General features: G+C 72.8%; 20 protein-coding genes and 2 tRNA genes. 14 read left to right on the top strand and 8 right to left on the bottom strand.

From position 1 onward, the window contains the following. Window positions 1-12 precede the first annotated feature (12 nt). Window positions 13-1,152, bottom strand: a complete 1,140-nt coding sequence (locus tag ACZ6AQ_RS14620; protein WP_468760136.1) for a TOMM precursor leader peptide-binding protein — start codon at window positions 1,150-1,152, stop codon at window positions 13-15. A gap of 272 nt (window positions 1,153-1,424) precedes the next feature. Between ACZ6AQ_RS14620 and ACZ6AQ_RS14625 the strand changes: the two genes are divergently transcribed. From ACZ6AQ_RS14625 to ACZ6AQ_RS14640, 4 genes are all read left to right on the top strand, one after another. Continuing rightward, a complete protein-coding gene (locus tag ACZ6AQ_RS14625; protein ID WP_468760137.1) occupies window positions 1,425-2,000 on the top strand; it encodes a M48 metallopeptidase family protein in 576 nt (191 codons plus the stop codon). 132 nt (window positions 2,001-2,132) lie between these two features. Continuing rightward, complete coding sequence (locus ACZ6AQ_RS14630) at window positions 2,133-3,779, top strand: TerD family protein (RefSeq protein ID WP_468760138.1); 1,647 nt, start codon at window positions 2,133-2,135, stop codon at window positions 3,777-3,779. A gap of 14 nt (window positions 3,780-3,793) precedes the next feature. Beyond that, on the top strand, window positions 3,794-4,474 hold the full coding sequence (locus tag ACZ6AQ_RS14635; RefSeq protein WP_388693601.1) for an AIM24 family protein: 681 nt from the start codon (window positions 3,794-3,796) through the stop codon (window positions 4,472-4,474). Window positions 4,475-4,493: 19 nt separating this feature from the next. Beyond that, a complete protein-coding gene (locus ACZ6AQ_RS14640) occupies window positions 4,494-5,249 on the top strand; it encodes an AIM24 family protein (RefSeq protein ID WP_468760139.1) in 756 nt (251 codons plus the stop codon). A gap of 61 nt (window positions 5,250-5,310) precedes the next feature. On the opposite strand, the gene ACZ6AQ_RS14645 is transcribed toward ACZ6AQ_RS14640, so the two are convergent. Together ACZ6AQ_RS14645 and ACZ6AQ_RS14650 are read right to left on the bottom strand one after the other, a co-directional pair. Further along, complete coding sequence (locus ACZ6AQ_RS14645; RefSeq protein WP_468760140.1) at window positions 5,311-5,847, bottom strand: NUDIX hydrolase; 537 nt, start codon at window positions 5,845-5,847, stop codon at window positions 5,311-5,313. Beyond that, on the bottom strand, window positions 5,844-7,349 hold the full coding sequence (locus ACZ6AQ_RS14650) for a zinc-dependent metalloprotease (RefSeq protein WP_468760141.1): 1,506 nt from the start codon (window positions 7,347-7,349) through the stop codon (window positions 5,844-5,846). Before ACZ6AQ_RS14650 ends, ACZ6AQ_RS14645 begins: the two co-directional genes overlap by 4 nt. Before the next feature lie 212 nt (window positions 7,350-7,561). On the opposite strand from ACZ6AQ_RS14650, the gene ACZ6AQ_RS14655 reads away from it, so the two are divergent. From ACZ6AQ_RS14655 to ACZ6AQ_RS14670, 4 genes are all read left to right on the top strand, one after another. Next, a complete protein-coding gene (locus ACZ6AQ_RS14655; RefSeq protein ID WP_468760142.1) occupies window positions 7,562-8,671 on the top strand; it encodes an SDR family oxidoreductase in 1,110 nt (369 codons plus the stop codon). 119 nt (window positions 8,672-8,790) lie between these two features. Next, the gene (locus ACZ6AQ_RS14660; RefSeq protein WP_388698296.1) at window positions 8,791-9,252 is read left to right on the top strand and encodes a molybdenum cofactor biosynthesis protein MoaE; all 462 of its coding nucleotides are present in this window, start codon (window positions 8,791-8,793) and stop codon (window positions 9,250-9,252) included. A gap of 136 nt (window positions 9,253-9,388) precedes the next feature. Then, on the top strand, window positions 9,389-9,676 hold the full coding sequence (locus ACZ6AQ_RS14665; protein ID WP_468760238.1) for a hypothetical protein: 288 nt from the start codon (window positions 9,389-9,391) through the stop codon (window positions 9,674-9,676). 194 nt (window positions 9,677-9,870) lie between these two features. After that, window positions 9,871-10,962 carry a YlbL family protein gene (locus ACZ6AQ_RS14670; protein ID WP_388698294.1) on the top strand — a complete coding sequence of 364 codons (1,092 nt, stop codon included), beginning with the start codon at window positions 9,871-9,873 and terminating at the stop codon, window positions 10,960-10,962. Between the two features lie 161 nt (window positions 10,963-11,123). Here the strand turns inward: ACZ6AQ_RS14670 and ACZ6AQ_RS14675 are convergent, their stop codons facing one another. Then, window positions 11,124-11,675 carry a PPA1309 family protein gene (locus ACZ6AQ_RS14675; protein WP_468760143.1) on the bottom strand — a complete coding sequence of 184 codons (552 nt, stop codon included), beginning with the start codon at window positions 11,673-11,675 and terminating at the stop codon, window positions 11,124-11,126. Between the two features lie 164 nt (window positions 11,676-11,839). Here ACZ6AQ_RS14675 and ACZ6AQ_RS14680 point away from each other — a divergent pair, with 164 nt between their 5' ends. The 4 genes from ACZ6AQ_RS14680 to ACZ6AQ_RS14695 all read left to right on the top strand — a co-directional run bounded on the left by ACZ6AQ_RS14680 (window position 11,840) and on the right by ACZ6AQ_RS14695 (window position 17,121). After that, window positions 11,840-14,725 carry a UPF0182 family membrane protein gene (locus ACZ6AQ_RS14680; protein ID WP_468760235.1) on the top strand — a complete coding sequence of 962 codons (2,886 nt, stop codon included), beginning with the start codon at window positions 11,840-11,842 and terminating at the stop codon, window positions 14,723-14,725. 45 nt (window positions 14,726-14,770) lie between these two features. Beyond that, window positions 14,771-14,844 (top strand) — tRNA-Met (locus ACZ6AQ_RS14685). Between the two features lie 206 nt (window positions 14,845-15,050). After that, window positions 15,051-16,973, top strand: a complete 1,923-nt coding sequence (locus ACZ6AQ_RS14690; RefSeq protein WP_468760144.1) for a tetratricopeptide repeat protein — start codon at window positions 15,051-15,053, stop codon at window positions 16,971-16,973. 74 nt (window positions 16,974-17,047) lie between these two features. Next, window positions 17,048-17,121 (top strand) — tRNA-Met (locus tag ACZ6AQ_RS14695). Between the two features lie 126 nt (window positions 17,122-17,247). Here the strand turns inward: ACZ6AQ_RS14695 and ACZ6AQ_RS14700 are convergent. Beyond that, complete coding sequence (locus ACZ6AQ_RS14700; protein WP_468760145.1) at window positions 17,248-17,667, bottom strand: Fur family transcriptional regulator; 420 nt, start codon at window positions 17,665-17,667, stop codon at window positions 17,248-17,250. Between the two features lie 164 nt (window positions 17,668-17,831). Here ACZ6AQ_RS14700 and ACZ6AQ_RS14705 point away from each other — a divergent pair, with 164 nt between their 5' ends. Then, a complete protein-coding gene (locus tag ACZ6AQ_RS14705) occupies window positions 17,832-19,283 on the top strand; it encodes a catalase (protein ID WP_468760146.1) in 1,452 nt (483 codons plus the stop codon). Window positions 19,284-19,359: 76 nt separating this feature from the next. Here ACZ6AQ_RS14705 and ACZ6AQ_RS14710 read toward each other — a convergent pair whose 3' ends face one another. Beyond that, a complete protein-coding gene (locus tag ACZ6AQ_RS14710; RefSeq protein WP_388698283.1) occupies window positions 19,360-19,749 on the bottom strand; it encodes a CBS domain-containing protein in 390 nt (129 codons plus the stop codon). Window positions 19,750-19,998: 249 nt separating this feature from the next. Then, window positions 19,999-20,811: a histidinol-phosphatase gene (gene hisN / locus ACZ6AQ_RS14715; protein WP_468760147.1), complete on the bottom strand. Its 813-nt coding sequence runs from the start codon at window positions 20,809-20,811 to the stop codon at window positions 19,999-20,001. A 194-nt stretch (window positions 20,812-21,005) separates the two neighbouring features. Here hisN and ACZ6AQ_RS14720 point away from each other — a divergent pair, with 194 nt between their 5' ends. Continuing rightward, window positions 21,006-21,653, top strand: coding sequence for a TetR/AcrR family transcriptional regulator (locus ACZ6AQ_RS14720; protein ID WP_388698278.1), 648 nt, complete (start codon window positions 21,006-21,008; stop codon window positions 21,651-21,653). Here ACZ6AQ_RS14720 and ACZ6AQ_RS14725 read toward each other — a convergent pair. Beyond that, complete coding sequence (locus ACZ6AQ_RS14725) at window positions 21,545-21,868, bottom strand: DMT family transporter (protein ID WP_388698275.1); 324 nt, start codon at window positions 21,866-21,868, stop codon at window positions 21,545-21,547. The two genes, ACZ6AQ_RS14720 and ACZ6AQ_RS14725, sit on opposite strands and share 109 nt — an antisense overlap. Between the last annotated feature and the right edge of the window lie 85 nt (window positions 21,869-21,953).

Raw genomic sequence — 21,953 nt, forward strand, 5'->3', positions numbered from 1 at the left:
CGCGCAGGGCCGTTACCCCGCCATTGTGTCGTGCGCCCCTCCGGCCGCCGAGACGCGCTCCCCCTTCCCTCCGCGCGCGGCCCCGCAGGGGCAGGCCGGATGGGGTCTCAGCGGCTCCGCCCGCCACTCCAGGAACGGCAGCGACGTCTCCCAGCGGGTGCCCGTGCTCGCCGGCAGGTCCCCGTCCAGAAAGGCGAGGGCGTGTGCGGCGGCCAGCCCCGCCACCGCCGCGGCCAGTCCGACGTCGCAGGCCGGCAGCGGATGCGGGGCGCCCGAGCGCCACTGGGCGAGCAGCCGAGGCCGGACCGGCTCCCGGTCCGTCCGTTCCTCCTGGAGGCACCGGGCGCAGGCCGTGCCGCCCGGCAGCACGAGCGGTCCGACCGTCCCCGTCGCCTCGACGACTCCGGCGTACAGGTGGGGGGTGCCGGTGGAGACCCACGGCGCGGCCGGGAGCGGATCGGGGACGTACGCGCCGAGGCCGTCCCTCGGCGCCACCACGACGAGGGAGAGCCCGGCGCCGCCCCGGTCGCCCTTCCGGCCCTCGCGGACCGCGCCCCGCGACCAGAGGCCGACCAGGCGCCGGGCCGCGGTCGCCCGGCGCTCTCCGGCGGCTTCGGCGGGAAGGCCGCCCGGGGCCGTCTCCCAGGGCTCGACCCGGCCCGAGTCCAGCACCTCGACCACGCCCACACCCGCCGAGGCGAGCAGGGCCGCCACCGTCGCCCCCACCCGTCCGGCGCCCTGGACCCGGACGCGCAGGGCGCGCCGGGCCGCGAGGGTGCGCGCCGCCCGGTCCGGTTCGGGGTGGACCACGGACAGCGAGGCCAGGTCGGCGCGGAGCGGATCGAGGGCCGTGTCCACGGCCCCGGCGGCCGGCCCCGTCCTCCCGGGCCGCCCGGTCGTGGCGTCCGTGAGGAGCCCGGCCGCCTCCAGCCGGCCGAGGAGCGCCTCCAGGCGGCCGTCCGGCAGGCCGAGTGCCCTCGCCTCGGACCGCAGCAGTTCGATCCCCCGGGTGCCGTCGAGCAGTCCGAGCAGCGAGCCGGTCGCCGGATCGACCGGATCGAGCACCACCGCGTGCGCGGGGGTCACGCCGAACTGGACGCAGCGGAGACTCCGCCAGGCCCTCCGCAGCGCCGGTTTCACCATCGGATGCATTTTCCCGCCCCCGTCCGTCCCCATGCGGTGATCAGCGGCCGGTGACCGGTGATCCGGGTCCAGGGAGTGAAGGTTCCCCGAACCGCATTCATGATCGACAACGGCTTTTCCGTCGTCCCGTGACGAGAATGCCCCGGCCCCGCGACAGCCGCCGAAAGTTGTCCACAGGTCCGGGCTATTAGTCATTCGAATGCGGAGCAGGGTGAACCGGGCGTTCCCGAAACCACCCCACCGGCGGGACTTCCACCGCCGTCGGCGGGTAACGTCGGGGCATGCCCGCCGATCCCCAGCCCCGCGTGACCGACGAACCGCCCGGGGACGGGGGAGGGGGCGCGGTCGAGGTCCGCAGGAGCGCGCGGCGGAGGAAGTCCGTCTCCGCCCACCGCGAGGGCGACCGGACCGTCGTGCTCATCCCCGCCCGCATGACGGAGGCGGAGGAACGGCGCTGGGTCGGGATCATGCTGGCCAGACTGGCCGCGAAGGAGAGCAGGCCCGTCCCGGGCGACCGCGAGCTCACCGAGCGGGCGCTGCGCCTGTCCGACCAGTACCTCGGTGGCCGGGCCCGTCCCCGTTCGGTCCGCTGGGTGACCAACCAGAACTCCCGCTGGGGCTCCTGCACCCCCGCCGAGGGCAGCATCCGCCTGTCCCACCGGCTCCAGGGCATGCCCGAGCACGTCGTCGACTACGTCCTCCTGCACGAGCTGGCCCATCTGCTCGTCGCCGGACACGGCCCCGCCTTCTGGCGGCTTCTGGAGGCGTACCCCCGCACCGAGCGGGCGCGCGGCTATCTGGAGGGCGTGGCCGACGCCGAGCGGCTTCCGCGTCCTTCGGCCCCTCGCGAGGAGTGACGGAGCCGCCACGCGCCGGTGCGCGGGTTTCCCGATTTCGTACCGAAAACCGTTCGGCGTGTCTCGATGTCGTACACAGCGGTTAGCCTGGCGCGAGCATTCGCCATTCGGGATGGGGGACGGTCGTTACGCATGGCCAGGGAATTCCAACGCGGCCACAAGGCCAAGATCAGTGATCTGACCGCGGGGACGGATCTGTACGTGGGCGTGCAGATCTCGGCGCCCGGACTGACTTTCGACATCAGCTGCTTCGGGCTCGACGCCGACGAGCGGCTGTCGGACGACCGCTACTTCGTGTTCTTCAACCAGCCGAAGTCGCCCGAGGAGTCCATCCAGCTCCTCGGCGCCCAGGCCGGCGACACCGAGTCCTTCCGCGTCACCCTCGACCGCGTCCCCGCGCACATCCACAAGCTGTCCTTCACCGCGACGATCGACGGCGCGGGCCAGATGTCCCAGGTCGGCCCCGGCCATCTGCGGATCGTGGCGGGCGGCGAGGAGGTCGCCCGGTACGCGTTCACCGGAGCGGAGTTCTCCACCGAGCGCGCGGTGATGCTCGGCGACTTCTACCTCAAGGACGTCTGGCGGTTCGCCGCCGTCGGCCAGGGATTCGACGGGGGCCTTGAGGCCCTCCTGCGGAACTTCGGCGGCGAGGTCGCCGAGGAGGAGCCCGCCCCGCAGCAGGCGCCCGCCCCCGGCTTCGCCCCGCCGCCGCAGGCCGCGGCGCCCCCGGCCTTCGCCGCTCCCGCGGCACCGGCTCCCCCGCCCGCTCCGGCCCCGGTGCCGGCTCCCGCGTTCGGCGCTCCGCCGTCGCCCGCCCCCGCCCCGCCCGCGCCCCCGGTCCACACGGCGCCCACGATGGTCGCGCCCCTGGCCCCGGCCCCGGTGCCGCCGCCCGCCCCGGCCCCCGCGCCGTACGGACAGCCGCCCCAGCCGCCCCAGTACGGCCAGGTGCCCGGCCCGCCCCCGGGTCACCCGTACCCCGGCCACGGCGGGCCGCCCCCGTACGGCCAGACACCGCCCCCGTACGGGCAGGGCCAGACACCGCCCCCGTACGGACAGCAGCCCCCCGCGTACGGGCAGCAGCCCGGCGGCGTCCCGCAGGGCGTCCCCACCGGTGGCGCCGGACTCGCCGCCGCGCTCGCGCCGTACAAGGAGACCGCCACCGGCGCCCGGTGGACCCCGCAGAACCAGCAGCTCATGCGGGTCGACCTCGCCATGGGCGGCACGCCCGTCCTGGCCCGGCAGGGCTCCATGGTCATGTACCAGGGCAAGGTCGACTTCGGCTACAAGGGCGCGGGTTTCGCCGGCCGGATCGTCGGCAACGCCACCGGCCAGGAGATGCAGCTGATGCGCTGCACCGGCCGCGGCCAGGTCTTCCTCGCAGAGGAGAGCGCCCACCTGCACCCGATCGAGCTCCAGGGCGACGGCATCTGCGTCTCCGCCGAGAACGTCCTCGCGTTCGACGAGTCCCTGCAGTACGAGGTCCGCCGCATCGAGGGCCACGGCATCCCCGGCGGTGCCCTCTTCACCATGCAGTTCCAGGGCAGCGGCACCGTCGTCGTGAAGACCCGCGGCATCCCCGTGGTGCTGCCCGTCACGCCGACCACCTTCGCCGACTGCAACGCCGTCGTCGCCTGGTCGTCCGCCTCCCAGGTGGTCCTCTCCAGCCAGGTGCGGCTCCGCCGCAACGCCTACCCCGGCCACAGCGGGGAGACCGTGAACCTCCAGTTCCGGGGCGCCCCCGGCAACTTCGTCGTCGTCCAGCCCTACGAGGTCTGAGGGAGCCCGAAGCCATGAACCAGCAACTCGCGGGCTACGCCCCGACCCCCGTCGCGGCCCGGATGGAGAACCACGGCCGCGCCATGCTCAAGGTCGCCATGGCGACCGGTCAGGACCTCTACGCCCGGACCGGCTCGATGGTCGCCTACGAGGGCTTCATCACCTACGAGCCCAACCCGCCGGCCGTCCGCCAGTACGCGCAGCAGTGGATCACCGGCGAAGGCACGCCGATCATGAAGTGCGCCGGCGACGGACTGCTCTACCTCGCCGACTACGGCGCCGACGTCGTCGTGATCAACCTGAACAACGACTCCCTGTCGGTCAACGGCACCAATCTCCTCGCCTTCGACGCCCACCTCCAGTGGGGTGTCGAGCGGGTCAAGGGGCTCGCCAAGTTCGCCGGGCAGGGGCTGTTCAACGTGACGGTCTCCGGCACCGGCTGGGTCGCGCTGACCTCGCGCGGCACGCCGATCGTCGTCGACTGCGGCCGCGGCGAGGACGAGACCTACGTCGATCCCGACGCCCTCGTCGCCTGGTCGCCCTCGCTCAAGGTCAAGGGCAAGCGCAGCTTCAAGGCGTCCTCCCTCATCGGACGGGGCAGCGGCGAGGCGTACCAGATGGCCTTCTCGGGCCAGGGCATCGTCGTCGTACAACCGAGCGAGGACAGCACCGACCGCCTGCGGGCCCGGGGCTGAGGGGGAGCGAGAACACACCATGCAGAGCCCGCTTTTCAACCACGCCGAACAGCAGAGCCAGGAGCGCTACGTCGTCCAGAACCCGCAGCTCCTGCGGGTCAGCCTGAACGGCCAGGACGACGTCCTGGCCCGCAAGGGCGCCATGGTCGCGTACCAGGGACTGATCGACTTCGACGGCGAGTACCAGACCGCCAACCAGCGCCGGGCCCGCGCCCGCACCGGTGAGGGGCTCGACCTGATGCGCTGCTCCGGGCAGGGCACGGTCTACTTCGCCAACCTCGCCCAGCACGTCCACGTCGTGGAGGTCGAGCAGGAGGGCCTCACCGTCGACAGCGCCTACGTCCTGGCGCTCGACTCGACCCTCCACACCGAGGTCATCGCCGTCGACAGCCAGTACGGCGTCTCCGGCTCCGGCAAGTACCAGCTCAACATCTCCGGCCGCGGCAAGGTCGCCCTGATGACCTCGGGCCAGCCGCTGATGATGCGGGTCACGCCGGACAAGTACGTCAGTGCCGACGCGGACGCGATCGTCGCCTGGTCCACCGGCCTCCGCGTCCAGATGCAGGCGCAGACGCACAACTCCAGCGTCCGCCGCCGGCGCGGCGACACCGGCGAGGGCTGGGAGCTCAGCTTCCTCGGACAGGGCTTCGCCCTCGTCCAGCCCAGCGAGGTCATGCCCCCGCAACACGCGGCCATCGGCCAGGGCGTCGCCGCCCAGTTCGGGGCCGGACAGCACGGCGCCCGCGGCCAGAACCAGAACAACGCCTGGAGCTAGGGCGTGTGTGACGGAGGGGTGGGGGACGCCATCGGCGTCCCCCACCCCTCCGTCGTGCCCGTCACAGCCGTGCCAGCGTGCCCTCCAGAAGGCGGACCACCGACGTGTCGGCCACGTCCGCCACCTCCTCGTAGGCGTACCAGCGCAGATCGAGGGACTCCTCGCTGATCCGCTCCACCGCGCCGGCCGGGGCGAGGGCCGCGTACTGCACGTCCAGGTGCCAGTGGCAGGGCGGCGGGATCGGGTGCCGGTCGAGCCGTACCGGGCCGCCCGGCAGCAGGGTCAGTCCCGCGATCCCGGACTCCTCCGCCGCCTCCCGCAGCGCGGCCGCCTCGACCGTCGGGTCGTCCGGCTCGCAGTGGCCACCCATCTGGAGCCACAGGCCCAGCTTCTTGTGGAGGGTCAGCAGCACCCGCTCCCGCGCGGGATCGACCACCAGCGCGCTGGAGGTCAGGTGCCCGGCCCCGCACGCCTTGTACATGCCGTCCGGATGCGCGTCCAGATGGTCCAGGTAGACCTGGCGCAGCCGCTCCTGGTCCGCGTCCCCCCGGCCCCCGTACCCCTTCAGTACGAGGACCGCGTCGTCGTGCAGGCTCACCGGTCGCCGTCGCCCTCGCCGGAGCCGTCCTTGCCGGATCCGTCCTCGTCCGTCCCGCCGGGGGCGCCGTCACGCTTCTCACCGGAACCGGAACCGCCCGCAGCCGCCTCGCCCAGCATCTTGTCCAGCTCGGAGAAGTCCAGGTGCTCGCGGTGCACGAAGCCGTCCGGATCGTCCAGGTCGGTCGCCGTCGGCAGCATGTCCGGGTGCTCCCACAGCCCGTCCCGGCCGTCCACCCCGCGCGCGTCGGTGAGCGAGGCCCACAGGCGCGCCGCGTCCCGCAGCCGCCGGGGCCGCAGCTCCAGACCGATCAGCGTCGCGAAGGTCTGCTCGGCGGGACCGCCCGAGGCCCGGCGCCGGCGCAGCGTCTCACGCAGCGCGTCCGCCGAGGTCAGACGGGACTTGGCGGCCTCGTGGACCACCGCGTCCACCCAGCCCTCGACCAGCGCGAGCGCCGTCTCCAGACGGGCCAGGGCCGCCTTCTGCTCCGGGGTGTCCTCCGGCTGGAACATGCCCTGCTGGAGCGCCTCCTGAAGCTCCTCGGGGTGCGTCGGGTCGAGCCGGCCCACCGCCTCCTCCAGCTTCGAGGTGTCGACCTTGATCCCGCGCGCGTACCCCTCGACCGCGCCGAACAGGTGGGCGCGCAGCCACGGCACGTGCGCGAAGAGACGCTGGTGCGCCGCCTCGCGCAGGGCCAGGTACAGCCGCACCTCGTCCAGGGGCACGCCCAGGTCCTTGCCGAACGTCTCGATGTTCAGCGGCAGCAGCGCGGCGCGTCCGGCCGGACCCAGCGGCAGGCCGACGTCGGTCGAACCGACCACCTCGCCGGCGAGCGCGCCCACGGCCTGCCCGATCTGCTGGCCGAACATGGCGCCGCCCATGGAGCGCATCATGCCGATCAGCGGACCCGCCATGGCCTGCATCTCCTCCGGCAGGACGTCGCCCATCGCCGCGCCGACCCGCTCCGCGACCGGGTCCACGAGCTGCTGCCACGCGGGCAGCGTCGCCTCGACCCACTCCGCGCGGCTCCACGCCACGGCGGTGCCCGCACCGGAGGGCAGCGAGGTGACCTGGTCCAGCCAGAGGTCGGCCAGGCGCAGGGCCTCCTGGACCGCGGACCGCTCGGCCGGGCCCACGCTGGCGTCCTTGGTGCCGTCGGCGGTGCCCTGGGCCACCACCTGGCGTGCGATCTGCTTGGCCATGTCCCAGTTCACGGGACCGCCCTCGTAGCTCAGCATCTGTCCGAGCTGCTGGAAGGCCGCGCCCAGGTCGTTGGGGTTCAGCGAGCCGAACATCGCCGCGAACGGATTGTCCGCACCGCCCGCGCCTCCCGGTCCGCCCATGCCGGGCAGCGCCCCGAAGCCGAAGGGGTCGGCACCGAACGGGTTGCCGCCCTGGCCACCGGACCCCTGGCCACCTCCGGCGGGGTCCTTCTTCTTGCCCTCGTCGCCGTCCTCCGGCTCCTCCGGCGGAAGGCCGAATCCGAATGGGGTGTCACTCACAGGTTTCCTCGGCTCGTAGGGCCGCCGGCCTCCTGCCGACGGCGACTGCCCGACCAGGGCCCGACAGGCGGGCCCCGCACACCACCAGCGTAGACATCCGGGCCGGAAACGGGCTCGGTGCTCCGCCGGGGCGTGCCCTGCGGCAGGATGGACGCCACCTGGTCCGTACGCCGTGCGGCGTACGTACTGAAGACAACCGCTGGAGACGCCCGGTGAGTTCCCCAGATCCACAGGTTCGCGGAGCGCGAAACCACTCGTCCCGGTCCGCCGCGCGCGGCCCCGTCGTCGCGGTCACCGGCGCGGCCTCCGGCGTCGGCGACCTGCTGACCAGACGCCTCGCCGCCTCCGAGGAGGTCGGGCGGGTCGTCGCCATCGACGAGCGCCGGGGCGAGGTCCCCGAGGCGCGGTGGCACATCCTCGACGTGCGCGATCCGGCCATCGCGGAGAAGCTGCGCGGCGCCGACGTCGTCGTGCACCTCGCCGTCGACCTCGACCTGGAGACCGATCCCGCCGCCCGGACGGCCTACAACGTGCGCGGCACGCAGACCGTCCTGACCGCCGCCGCGGCGGCCGGGGTCCACCGGGTGGTGCTCTGCACCTCCGCCATGGTCTACGGCGCTCTGCCCGACAACGACATCCCGCTCTCCGAGGACGCCGAGCTGAAGGCCACGGCGGAGGCCACCGGCGTCGGCGACCTGCTGGAGATCGAGCGCCTCGGCCGCCGGGCGCCCCGCGCGCACCCCGGACTCCACGTCACCGTCGTCCGCCCGGCCGTCCTCGTCGGCGGCACGGACACGGCGCTCACCCGCTACTTCGAGTCGCCCCGGCTGCTCGTCGTCGCCGGTTCCCGGCCCACCTGGCAGTTCTGCCACGTCGAGGACCTGGTGAGCGCCCTGGAGTACGCGGCCCTGGAGAAGGTCGAGGGCGAGTTCGCGGTCGGCTGCGAGGGCTGGCTGGAGCAGGAGGAGGTCGAGGCGCTCTCCGGAATCCGGCGCATGGAGCTGCCCTCCGCCGTCGCCCTCGGCACGGCGGCCCGTCTCCACCGGATCGGCCTCACCCCGTCCCCGGCGGGCGACCTCGCCTACACCATGCACCCCTGGGTGGTGAGCGTCGGACGCCTGCACGACGCGGGCTGGCGGCCGAAGTGGACGAACGAGGAGGTCCTCGCCGCGCTCCTGGAGGAGGTCGAGGGCCGTCACACGGTCGCCGGCCGCCGCCTGGGCCGCAAGGACGCGACGGCGGCCGGCGCGGCCGGCGCGACGGTGGCGCTGCTGGGTACGGCGGCGCTCGTACGGCAGATGCGGAAGCGGCGCGGGATCTGACCCGCGCGGGTCCCGCACCGGCCGGGGCCCTGCGGACTGGAGGACCCTCCAAGGACGGTCCCGTCCATCGGTCGGAACCGTCCTTCCGGGTTGTCGGCGGCGTACGGCACGATGGGGGCATGGCACTGAGGTCTGACCATCCCGGCGAACGGGCCGCGGACGATCCCATCAAGCTCCTCGCGATCCGGGAGACCCCGCTCTCCGTCGACGAGGTCCTCCGGGCCGTCGGGGACGACGCCTCCGGCGGCACGACGCTCTTCGTCGGCACCGTGCGCAACCACGACGGCGGCGCGGACGTCGACGCGCTGGGCTACTCCTGCCACCCCACGGCCGGGGCGGAGCTGCGCCGCGTCGCCGAGAAGGTCGTCGCGAACCACCCGGTCCGCGCCCTGGCCGCCGTCCACCGGGTGGGTGACCTGCGCGTGGGTGACGTCGCGGTGGTCGTGGCCGTCTCCTGCCCCCACCGCGCGGAGGCGTTCGACGCCTGCCGCCGGCTGATCGACGACCTCAAGCACGAAGTACCCATTTGGAAGCACCAGACCTTCTCGGACGGAACCGAGGAGTGGGTGGGCGCCTGCTAGGGAGGACGGGAGGCAAGGCGGCGCGCCGACGAGCCGTAGCCGACCGCCCGATTTGCGTAACCGCCCCCCGGACGCGAGCGTTGACGACACGGATGAAACAGTCTGCTGATCAACTCACTGGGGATGGGAGGTCGGAATGGCAGCGCTGGCCTGGTTGCTGATTCCGCTTTTCGCAGTCGTCGGCGCGGCGATATGGGGAAGCTGGGCTTCGAGGGACAAGACCATGGGCGACGTGGCCGAACTCGCCGGCTACGCCCGCTTCAGGGACGCGATGGAACGCGCCCACGCTCCCCACGACTCCGCCTCCCCCGGCCCGGCCCTCCACGATCCCGTCCCCCAGGATTCCGCTTCTCACGGTTCCGTCCCCCACGAGCGCGAACCGGCCGCGGCGGCCACCGCCGTCACCACGTCGTCGTCCGGCTGACGCGGTCCCCGTTCGAAGCGGGCCACGCCCGTACGGCGTCCGGGCCCCCGGCCCCCGTGGGAAACCGGTTCCGCAAGGCCCTTCCGCGACTCTCGCGACCCCGGCCCCGCGAGGCCCGGACCCCGTAGGGCCCCGGGCCTCGTACGGCCCCGCCCCACGGGTGTGCTCACAGGCGAGTCCCGTACTGTCGTTCCATGCCACGCCGCACCGCGACGATGCTCGCCTCCACCCTGGTCCTGATCTGCCTGCTCATCGCGGGCGTCCTGATCCCGGTGCCGTACGCGGAGATGAGCCCGGGGCCCACGGTCAACACCCTCGGCGAGGCCAGGGGGAAGCCGGTCCTGCGGATTTCCGGCCGCACGACCTACCCGACCGACGGGCACCTGAACATGACGACGGTCCGCGTCACCGGCGCGAACTACCGGATGAACGCCTTCGAGGCCGTCTACGGGTGGCTCGCCCACGACAACGTGGTGGTGCCGCACGACACGCTCTACCCGGACGGGAAGACCGAGGAGCAGTCCAGCCAGGAGAACGCCGAGGAGTTCAGCCAGTCCCAGGAGAGCGCCAAGACCGCCGCCCTCAAGGAGCTGGGCATCCCCGTGGTCTCCCGGGTCGTCGTCGGCTCGGTGGTCAAGGGCGCCCCGGCCGAGGGCAGGCTGCACGCGGGGGACGTCATCAAGGCCGTCGACGGCGTGCCGATCGCCGAGCAGAGCGACGTCGCCGAGCAGGTGACGAAGCGCAAGCCCGGCCAGAAGGTCGAGTTCACGATCGTTCCCGCCAAGGAGGCGGCCGACGCCGAGAAGGCGCACAAGGAGCCGACCGTCACCCGGAAGGTGGTCGTCACGACCACCGCCTCCGAGGAGGGCGGCCGGGCCGTCGTCGGCATCCGGGCCGGGACCGACCACGTCTTCCCGTTCACGATCGACGTCAACCTGGCGGACATCGGCGGTCCCAGCGCCGGTCTGATGTTCGCGCTCGGCATCATCGACAAGCTCACCCCGGAGAGCCTCACCGGCGGCCGGTTCGTCGCCGGCACCGGCACCATCGACGACAAGGGCGAGGTCGGCCCGATCGGCGGCATCGGGATGAAGCTGGTCGGCGCGCGCGAGGCGGGCGCCGAGTACTTCCTCACCCCGGCCGACAACTGCGCGGCGGCCGCCGCCGACACGCCCGAGGGCCTCACCCTCGTCAGGGTGGACACCATCGCCGACGCCACGAAGTCGCTGCGGAAGCTCCGCGAGGGCGACACGGCGTCCCTGCCGAGCTGCGCGAAGAAGGGCTGACCGGCGGAAGGGCCGCCCCGCGCGCCCGACGGAGACCGGCCCGCGGGGCCGGGACCCGTACACGGGACCCGTACGGACACGGAGGACGTACGCGGAGGACGCCCCCGGACACGGGAGGAGGGGCACCCGGCCGGGCGTCCCTCCTCCCGTCCGCCGGGGCCTCAGTCCTCGAAGGTCGCCGCCAGGGCCTCGGCGAGCCCCGGCACCAGGTCCGGGCCGGTCAGCACCTCGGTCGCCGTGTCCTTCTCGCGCAGCCGGATCGCGGCCTCGCGCGCCCCGCTCCGCAGCACCGCCACGGTCATCCGGACCTCCTGGCGGTCCGGGTGCGCGGCGACCCACTTGGCGAGCTGCTTCTCGTTCAGGCCCTGCGGCACTTGGGCCTCCGCCGACGGCGGCAGCATGAGCCGCTCCACCGTCATGGCGCAGCCGACCACGGCGCCGGGCCAGGCGATCGTGCCGAGGAAGTCGTCGAGCGGCTTCCCGCGCGGCACCTTGTCCTGCTCGATCGGGGTGTAGGAAGCGGTGTCGTCGCCCAGGCCGAGCTGGGAGGCGAGCTTGGGCTCCTGGGCGCGCAGCCGGGCGGTGTCGACCAGGGCGAACAGGCGGGCGGGCTGGTCCCAGCCGAGACCCGACGCGTACGCGTCGATCTCGAGCACCGCGCGGGTGAGGGGGCTCGCGGCCATCGCCGGGCCGGAGGGGGAAACGTTGGACATGACCAATATCCTGCCTCCTCCGCCCCCGAAGACGGGAACTAGGTAAAGCCTCAGTAAGTTGCACCAGTGGGCCCTAGGATCGCGGGGCCTGTTTTCCGGCGCGTCACCAGCACGCGTCGACACCGAGACGCATCAACATCGAGGGGCGCACGTTGGCTTTCCAGATGCCGGACCGCGGCGGAGGCCCGTCAGGGCCAAGGATGAGAGTCGGCCGGCCGTCCCGGCGGGCCCGTACCCTGCTCATGACACTCGGGGTGCTGGCCGTTCTGGCCATGGCGTTCGTGATGTTCGCCGGGTTCTGGACGGACTGGCTCTGGTACCGCTCGGTCGAGTACTCGTCCGTGTTCACCACCACCCTCTGGACCAAGATCGGCCTCTTCGCGGTCTTCGGCCTCCTCATGGCCCTCGCCGTCGGCTTCAACATCTGGCTGGCGCACCGGCTGCGGCCGCCGCTGAGCGCGATGTCGCTGGAGCAGCAGAGCCTCGACCGGTACCGGATGGGCCTGGCGCCGTTCAGGAAGTGGGTGCTGCTCGCGGTCGCCGCCCTGGTGGGCCTGATCGCCGGCGCCTCCGCCTCCGGCCAGTGGCGCACCTGGCTGATGTGGGTCAACGGGGTGTCGTTCGGCCAGAAGGACCCCCAGTTCGGCCTCGACGTCTCGTTCTACGCCTTCGACCTGCCCTGGTACCGCTTCCTCCTCGCGTTCGGCTTCGCCGCCGCGGTCCTGTCGCTGATCGCCGCCGCGCTCACGCACTACCTGTACGGCGGACTGCGGGTCACCAGTCCGGGCGCCCGCGCCACGGCCGCCGCCACGGGCCACCTCTCGGTGCTGCTCGGCGTCTTCGTGTCGCTGAAGGCCGTGGCGTACTGGCTCGACCGCTACGGCCTGGCCGTGAAGTCCAGTGACTTCAAGGCCACCGGCAACTGGACGGGCCTGCGGTACGTCGACGCCAACGCGTACCTGCCGGCGAAGACCATCCTCTTCTGCATCGCCGCGATCTGCGCCGTGCTGTTCTTCGCGACGCTCTGGCGCCGCACCTGGCAGCTCCCGGTGATCGGCTTCGGCCTGATGGTGCTGTCGGCGGTCCTGATCGGCGGCCTGTACCCGGCCATCGTGCAGAAGTTCCAGGTCCAGCCGAACGAGCAGGCCAAGGAAGCCGAGTACATCCAGAAGAACATCGACGCGACCCGCAAGGCGTACGCGATCGACGGGACGAAGCCCGAGAACTACTCGGGCAAGTCGACGGTCAAGGCCAAGGACCGGCTGCGGACGGACGCCGATTCGGCGGCCAGCTACCGGCTCCTCGACCCGAACATCGTCTCGCCCACGTTCCAGCAGCTGGAGCAGAAGCGGAAGTACTACCAGTTCCCGACGACCCTGGACGTGGACCGCTACCAGGGCAAGGACACCGTCATCGGTCTCCGCGAGCTCAACATCAAGGGCATCCCGAAGCGGAACTGGATCAACGACCACTTCACCTACACCCACGGCTACGGCGCGATCATGGCCACGGGCACCCAGACGGACGCCAACGGCTCCCCGGTCTTCACCGAGTCCGGCCTGCCGACCACCGGCACGCTGCCGAAGTACGAGCAGCGGATCTACTACGGCGAGAAGACCGACCAGTACTCGATCGTGGGCGGCCCCCAGAAGGAGCTGGACTACGAGGAGAACGGCGAGAAGACCACCAGCTACAAGGAGAAGAGCGGCGTCAGCCTCTCCAGCACCTTCAACCGCGCGGCGTACGCGGTGGCCTTCAGCGAGCCGCAGATCCTCTACTCCGGGGCCATCGGCGACGGCTCGCGCGTCCTCTACAACCGCACGCCCAAGCAGCGCGTCGAGGCGGTCGCGCCCTGGCTGACCATCGACGGCGACGCCTACCCGGCGGTCGTCGGCGGCCGGATCCAGTGGATCGTCGACGCGTACACGACGACCAACGGCTACCCGTACGCCTCGCGCACCACGCTCGGCGACACCACGGCGGACTCCCTGACCGTCGGCAACCGGCAGCGCGCGGTCGTCGCCCAGCAGAACCAGGTCAACTACATCCGCAACTCGGTGAAGGCCACCGTCGACGCCTACGACGGCACGGTGACCCTCTACGAGTGGGACACCCGGGACCCGGTCCTGAAGACCTGGATGAAGGCGTTCCCGGGCACGGTGAAGCCGAAGTCCGAGATCAAGGGCGACCTCCTGGAGCACCTGCGCTACCCGCAGGACATGTTCAAGGTCCAGCGCGAGCTGCTGACCCGCTACCACGTCACCGACCCCGCGCAGTTCTACAGCGGCTCGGACGCCTGGCAGGTGCCGGACGACCCGACCACCAGGAACGGCAACGCGGTCCCGCCGTACTACCTGAGCATGAGGATGCCCGGGGACGAGGCGCAGCGCTTCTCGCTGACGACGACGTTCACGCCGAACGGCCGGCCCAACCTGGGCGGCTTTATGGCGGTCGACGCCGACGCCACCAGCAAGGAGTACGGCCGGCTGAGACTGCTCCGGGTCACCCAGGACGTGCCCGGTCCCGCCCAGGTGCAGAGCAAGCTCAACGGTCTGCCGTCCGTGGCCCAGTTCGTCCGGGACATGAAGGGCGCCGACTCGGACATCCAGTACGGCAACCTGCTGACCGTGCCGCTGGACGGCGGGTTCCTGTACGTGGAGCCGGTGTACGCCCAGGGGCGGAACGCGCTCTACCCGCTCCTGAAGAAGGTCGCGGTCTCGTACGTGGACGCGGACCAGCCGGAGGGCGACACGACCAAGGACACCACGGTGTTCGAGGACAACCTCACCAAGGGGCTCAACGCGGTCTTCGGGGTGGAGGCGCCGTCGCAGCCGACGCCGCAGCCGCCGGGCACCACGCCGCCGCCGGCTTCGGACGGCGACGCGCTGAAGCAGGCGATCGCCGAGGCGCAGAAGGCGTACGACGAGGGCGAGGCCGCCCTGCGCAAGGGCGACTGGACCGCGTACGGCAAGGCCCAGGCCGACCTCCGGGCGGCCCTCCAGCGGGTCGCGGACGCCGGAGCGAGGGTCAAGCCACCGGCGGGCGGCTGACCTGAGGTTTCTCCACCCCGCGTCGTGATACTGTTACGTCATCGACGCGGGGTGGAGCAGCTCGGTAGCTCGCTGGGCTCATAACCCAGAGGTCGCAGGTTCAAATCCTGTCCCCGCTACTCAGTGAGAACGAGGGCCCGAATCCATAAGGATTCGGGCCCTCGTCGTGTGTCGGCGTGTCAGGGGGTACCGAAGAGCGGTAGGGAAGGGGCGGGTTGGCGTGAGTCGTGTTTGACTTGTCTCTCTGTGGGCATGTCGACAAAACGCCGAGTGACCTCACTGGCTGCGGTTTACCAGATGTGCTCGGGTGGCGGGTGATGCGACGATGGTATTTATGGGGGACAGGGCAACTCTGTTGGAGACAGGGCGGTTTGTGCAGCGGCACGCCAGGAACGCCGCGGACGAGATCATAGAGGCGGTGGGGGCCGCCGGTGCCGCCGTGGGCACCGTCGAGAGCGATGCCGACGCCGAGAACGAGACCGAGACCGAGGCCCGGCACCGCCGTGCCGCCGAACTCGGCGACCTCGCCTCGGTGAGCGCCCTCGGCGCGATGCTGCTGCGTCGCGGCGACCTCGACGCCGCCGAGCCCTACCTGCGCGCCGCCACCGCCGAGGGGGACCGGGCCGCCGCCAACAACCTGGGCGTCCTGCTGCACCAGCGCGGATACGCCGACGAGGCCGCGGGCTGGTGGCGGGTCGCCGCCGTCGCCGGCTCCGCCCCCGCCGCCCACGCGCTCGGCCGCCACCACCGCGAGCGCGGCGACGAACCCGCGGCCGAGTACTGGCTGCGCCAGGCCGCCGAGCAGGGCCACGCCCTCGGCGCGTACGCCCTCGCCGACCTCCTGGAGCACCGCGGCGACATCGGCGCCGAGCGGTGGCTGCGCGCCGCCGCCGAGCAGGGCCACCGCGAGGCCGCCTACCGCCTGGCCACGGCCCTGGAGCGCCGTGCCACCGGGACGACCCGCGGCCCCCACGACACCGGCTCCCGGCTCCCCGTGCCCGGGGCCGCCCCCGCCGGAACGGCCGGCGACTCCCCGGGCGTGCTCGCCGAGGCCGAGCAGTGGTTCCGCCAGGCCGCCGCGCGCGGCCACCGCAGGGCCGCGCTCCACCTCGGCGCCATCCTGGAGCAGCGCGGCGAACTCAAGGAGGCGGGCCGCTGGTACCTCAGCTCCGCGAAGGAGGGCGAGGCCAGGGCCGCCTGCGCGCTCGGCTTCCTCCTCCGCGACGCGGGCGACGAGGAGAACGCCGCCGTGTGGTGGCTGCGGGCCGCCCAGGACGGCGACGGCAACGCCGCCAACGCCCTGGGCGCCCTCCACGCGGCCCGAGGCGAGCAGCAGACCGCCGAGCGCTGGTACCGGGCCGCCATGGACGCCGGGGACGTCAACGGCGCCTACAACCTCGGGCTGCTCTGCGCCGCCCAGGACCGCATCCCGCAGGCCGAGCAGTGGTACCGGCGGGCCGCCTACGCCGGCCACCGCGAGGCCGCCAACGCGCTCGCCGTCCTGCTCCTCCAGGCCGGCGACGCCAACGGGGCCGAGCCCTGGTTCTCCAAGGCCGCCGAGGCCGGCAGCGTGGACGCCGCCTTCAACCTGGGCATCCTCCACGCGGGCCGCGACGACGACCGCACGGCCCTCGTCTGGTACGAGCGGGCCGCCGCCGCCGGACACACCGAGGCCGCCCTCCAGGTCGGCATCGCCGCCCTGCGCGACGGGGACGAGCGGACCGCCGAGCGGCACCTGCGGTGCGCCGCCGGGGGCGGGAGCGCCGAGGCCGCCTTCCGGCTCGCCTCGGTGCTCGACGCGCGTCGCCCCGATCCGGGCCCCGCCGTGCTCGGCGCCTCCCGCGACGAGAAGAGCGAGTGCGAGGAGTGGTACGAGCGGGCCGCCCAGCAGGGCCACCGGCGCGCCCAGGTGCGGGTCGGGATGCTGGCCGCCGCGCGCGGCGACCTGGCGGAGGCCGACCGCTGGTACCGGGAGGCCGCCGAGGCCGGCAGCCGCAACGGCGCCTTCAACCTGGGGCTGCTCCTCGCCCGCGAGGGCAACGAGCGGGAGGCCGCCCTCTGGTGGACCCGGGCCGCCCGGGCCGGCCACGGCCGTGCCGCCCTCCGGCTCGCGCTGCTCGCGGCGCGCCGGGGCGAGCTGACCGAGGGGCGCCGCTGGTGCGCCCGCGCGGTGGAGCTGGGCCCGGCCGAGGTCGCCGAGCGGGCGGCGCGGCTGAGCGAGGCCCTGCACCAGGAGCTCACGGCCTGACGGCCCGGCCCCAGGTCGCCGGGGCCAACGGATTTGCGCCGGCGACGGAGTACCCGTAAGGTGGTGTTCACCGACGCGGGGTGGAGCAGCTCGGTAGCTCGCTGGGCTCATAACCCAGAGGTCGCAGGTTCAAATCCTGTCCCCGCTACTCAGTAGCAGACGTAAGGCCCGCATCCGATCACCTCGGATGCGGGCCTTCGTCGTATCCCGATGTGCATCCGGGAAGAGCGAAGGGGCCCCCGCCCGTGGCGGGGGCCCCTTCGGCGTACGGGTGTCAGGCGGTCGTCGCGCAGCTCGGGCAGAGGCCCCGGTAGGTGACCTCGACCTCGGAGACGGTGAAGCCGAAGCGTTCCGTGTCCGGGAGGTCCGCCAGCGGGTCGCCGACCGGGTGCACGTCGCGGATCGCGCCGCACCGGCCGCAGACCAGGTGCTGGTGCGGACGGTGGGCGTTCGGGTCGTACCGCTTGGCGCGCCCGTCGGTGGCCACCTCGATGACCTCGCCGAGGGTCACCATCTCGCCCAGCGTGTTGTAGACGGTCGCGCGCGAGATCTCGGGCAGCCGTGTCACGGCGCGCGCGTGGACCTCGTCGGCGGTCAGGTGCACGTGCTCCCCGTCGAGGACTTCGGCCACGACGCGTCGCTGTGCGGTCATGCGCCAGCCGCGTCCGCGCAGTCGTTCCAGCAGGTCACTCATGGGACTCAGCGTAACAGTCGGAGGACAAGATCCTGAACGGGTGTGACTTTGGAAGCCAGCTTGATTTGGACAATGTCCAGTGTAGGATCGTGCTCGGCACTGGCCGGAGTCCCCGAGGGACCGGCCGGAGGACAGGACACGCAGGGATGACGCAGGAGGCGCACGTGACGCAGGGACCGCTCACCACGGAGGCCGGAGCTCCGGTCGCCGACAACCAGAACAGCGAGACCGCGGGCGCCGGCGGTCCGGTCCTCGTCCAGGACCAGCTCCTCCTGGAGAAGCTCGCCCACTTCAACCGCGAGCGCATCCCGGAGCGCGTGGTCCACGCGCGCGGGGCGGGCGCCTACGGCACCTTCACGGTCACCCGGGACGTCTCGCGGTGGACCCGCGCCGCGTTCCTCTCCGAGGTCGGCAAGGAGACCGAGACCTTCCTGCGCTTCTCCACCGTCGCGGGCAGCCTCGGCTCGGCCGACGCGGTCCGCGACCCGCGCGGCTGGGCGCTGAAGTTCTACACCGAGGAGGGCAACTACGACCTCGTCGGCAACAACACCCCGGTCTTCTTCATCCGGGACGCCATCAAGTTCCCCGACTTCATCCACACCCAGAAGCGCGACCCGTACACCGGCTCGCAGGAGGCGGACAACGTCTGGGACTTCTGGAGCCTCTCCCCGGAGTCGACCCACCAGGTCACCTGGCTCTTCGGCGACCGCGGCATCCCCGCCTCGTACCGCCACATGGACGGCTTCGGCTCGCACACCTACCAGTGGAACAACGAGGCCGGCGAGGTCTTCTGGGTCAAGTACCACTTCAAGACCGACCAGGGCATCAAGAACCTCACCCAGGAGGAGGCCGACCGCCTCGCGGGCGAGGACCCGGACTCGCACCAGCGCGACCTGCGCGAGTCCATCGAGCGCGGCGACTTCCCGAGCTGGACCGTGCAGGTCCAGATCATGCCGGCGGCCGAGGCGGCGACCTACCGCTTCAACCCGTTCGACCTCACCAAGGTGTGGCCGCACGCGGACTACCCGCCGATCGAGATCGGCAGGCTGGAACTCAACCGCAACCCGGAGAACGTCTTCGCCGAGGTCGAGCAGTCGATCTTCAGCCCCGCGCACTTCGTGCCGGGCATCGGGCCGTCCCCCGACAAGATGCTCCAGGGCCGCCTCTTCGCCTACGGCGACGCCCACCGCTACCGCGTCGGCATCAACGCCGACCACCTGCCGGTGAACCGTCCGCACGCCACCGAGGCGCGTACGCACTCCCGTGACGGCTTCCTCTACGACGGCCGCCACAAGGGCGCGAAGAACTACGAGCCGAACAGCTTCGGCGGCCCGCAGCAGACGGGCCGTCCGCTGTGGCAGCCGGTCCCGGTCAGCGGTTCCACCGGCGACCACACGGCGCCGCTCCACGCCGAGGACAACGACTTCGTCCAGGCGGGCAACCTCTACCGCCTGATGTCCGAGGACGAGAAGGAGCGCCTGGTCGGGAACCTGGCGGGCTTCATCGCCAAGGTCTCGCGGGCCGACATCGCCGAGCGCGCCATCGGCAACTTCCGCAGCGCGGACGACGACTTCGGCAAGCGGCTGGAGGCCGCGGTCCAGGCCCTGCGCGGCTGACGGCAGCCCGCCGAGGAAGGAAGGGGGCCGGCCCCACCCGTATCCGTACGGGCGGGACCGGCCCCCTCGCGCGTGCTCAGGCGGCGGTGCTGTGCGCCGGGATCCAGCAGCGGATGATGTCGCGCACGGAGACGACGCCGACCGGGCCGTGGCCGTCGAGGACGATCAGGTGGCGGAAGCCGCCTCGGGTCATGGCCTCGGCCGCCTCCACCAGGGTCCAGGTGGGCGCGGCGAAGACGACGTCCCGGGTGGTGTGGGCGCCGGCGGTCTCGTGGTCGGGGTCGCGGCCGGCGCCGAGGGCGTCGAGGATGTCGCGTTCGGTGAGGATGCCGACGCCGCCGGAATCACCGTCCTGGACGATGGCGGCGCCGACGCGGCGCGCCGACATCAGCCTCGCCGCCTGGCGGAGGGTGTGGACGGGGCCGATGGTGAGGACCACGGTGCTCATGGCGTCGCGGACGAGCATGGAAGGGACCACCTCCGGTTCGAGAACTTTTTCACAAGTTCACAAGTAGGGGGAGTCTCAGAGTGGCACCGGGGGAGGGGGCCGACAAGAGGGCGTGCGAGGCCCTCCCGGGGGCGCGGGGGACGGCCGGACGTCTCCGGACGCGCCCCCCGGTCCGGGCGGGACGGCCGGCCCCCGGGCACAAGGGGCGGCCTCCGGCCCGCGAGGGACGGCCGGACCCCCTGCGCGCCGCCGGTTCCGGAGGGGCGGTCAGTTCCCCTCGGGCGTCCGCTGGTTCAGGTACGAGAGCAGTTCGCCGTGGAGGAGGCCGTTGGAGGCCGCCGCGCTCCCGCTGTGCGGCCCGTGCCGCCCGTCCAGACCCGTGTACGTGCCGCCCGCCTCCTGCACCACGATCGACACCGCCGCCATGTCCCACAGCGACAGCTCCGGCTCCGCGCAGATGTCCACGGAACCCTCCGCGACCATCATGTACGGCCAGAAGTCGCCGTACGCCCGGGTCCTCCAGCACGCGCGCGTGAGGTCCAGGAAACCGGGAAGGCGGCCCTGCTCCTCCCAGCCGCCCAGCGAGGAGTACGCGAACGAGGCGTCCGCCAGGGTGGCGACCTTCGAGACCCCGAGCCGGGTCGCCGAGGCCAGGCTGCGGCCCGTGTACGCGCCGGAACCCTTCGCCGCCCACCAGCGGCGGCCGAGGGCCGGGGCCGACACCACGCCCACCACCGGCTGGAAACCGGTCTCCCCGGCCTCCATCAGCGCGATCAGGGTCGCCCAGACCGGCACCCCGCGCACGTAGTTCTTCGTCCCGTCGATCGGGTCGATCACCCAGCGGCGCGGACCCGAGCCCTCCACGCCGTACTCCTCGCCCAGGATCGCGTCGCGGGGCCTGGCGCGCTGGAGCTGACCGCGGATCAGCTCCTCCGCCGCCTTGTCGGCCTCGCTCACCGGAGTCATGTCCGGCTTCGTCTCCACCTTGAGGTCGAGCGCCTGGAAGCGGTCCATGGTGGCCGCGTCGGCGGCATCCGCGAGAACGTGGGCGAGACGCAGGTCATCGTGGTAATCGGCCATGGGCGGCACTCTATCCCCGGGCGGTCCCCGGCCGGAGAACCGTCCACGGGCCCCGGCGGCCCATGGGGAGGACTCCGCCGCCGGCACCCGCCGACGTCCTTGACAGCGCGCGGACGCCTGCCGACCCTGAGCGCAGGGCCGCGCACGGGGGCGCACGGGGCCCTGCACCGACACGTACGGTCCGGGAGGCGCCGATGCCGACTGCCCGCGAGGCCCTGCTCGACGCGGCGCTCGCCGCGCTCGTCCACCGGCCGTGGTCCGCCGTGCGGATGGCCGACCTCGCCGCCGCCGCCCGGGTCTCCCGGCAGACCCTCTACAACGAGTTCGGCAGCAAGGAGGGGCTCGCCCGCGCCCTGGTGCGCGGCGAGGCCGACGCCTGCCTCCAGGAGGCCCGGCGGCTGCTCGCCGCGCCGGGCCCGCCCGCGCGGAACCTCGTCGCCCTCGCCGAGTGGATCGTGACCGCCGCCGCCGTCCGGCCGGTCCTGCGGGCCCTGCTCACCGGCGCCTGGGACGCGCGGCTGCCCGCTCCCCGGCCCGCCCGGCCGGGCGCCCGGCCCGCGGCCGTCCCCGCCCAGCGCCGCGCCGACGCCGGGCCGCCCGCGCCGGGAGAGCTGGTGGCGGCGATCGTGGCCTGCGCGGACGAGCGGTGGGCGGCCGGCTGCGAACTCGCCGTCCGGCTCGCCCTCGGCCACGTCGTCGCGCCCCCGGTGCCCTGCGACGCGGCTCCGGGCGCTCAGTGCGCGGAGCCGGAGAACTGGAGGCCGATGACCCCCGCGATGACCAGGGCGATCGAGACGATCTTGAGCGTGGAGACCACGTCCCCCAGGAAGACCATGCCGTAGATCGCCGTCCCGGCCGCGCCGATCCCCGTCCACACCGCGTACGCCGGGCCCACGTCCAGCTTCCGCAGCGACAGCGTGAGAAGGCCGAAGCTGCCCAGGGAGAAGCACGCGAAGGCGATCGTGGGCCACAGACGGGTGAATCCGTGCGAGAGCTTCAGGCAGACCGCGAAACCCGTCTCCAGGAACCCGGCGATCACCACCAGCAGCCACGCCATCGTCAGTGCCTCCCACGCCGTCGGTGACTGCTTCGTCGCACTTGGTGTGATTATGCACTTCTCGGATCCGGACGGGCGGGATTCC

Source organism: Streptomyces sp. NPDC041191, assembly GCF_055591945.1.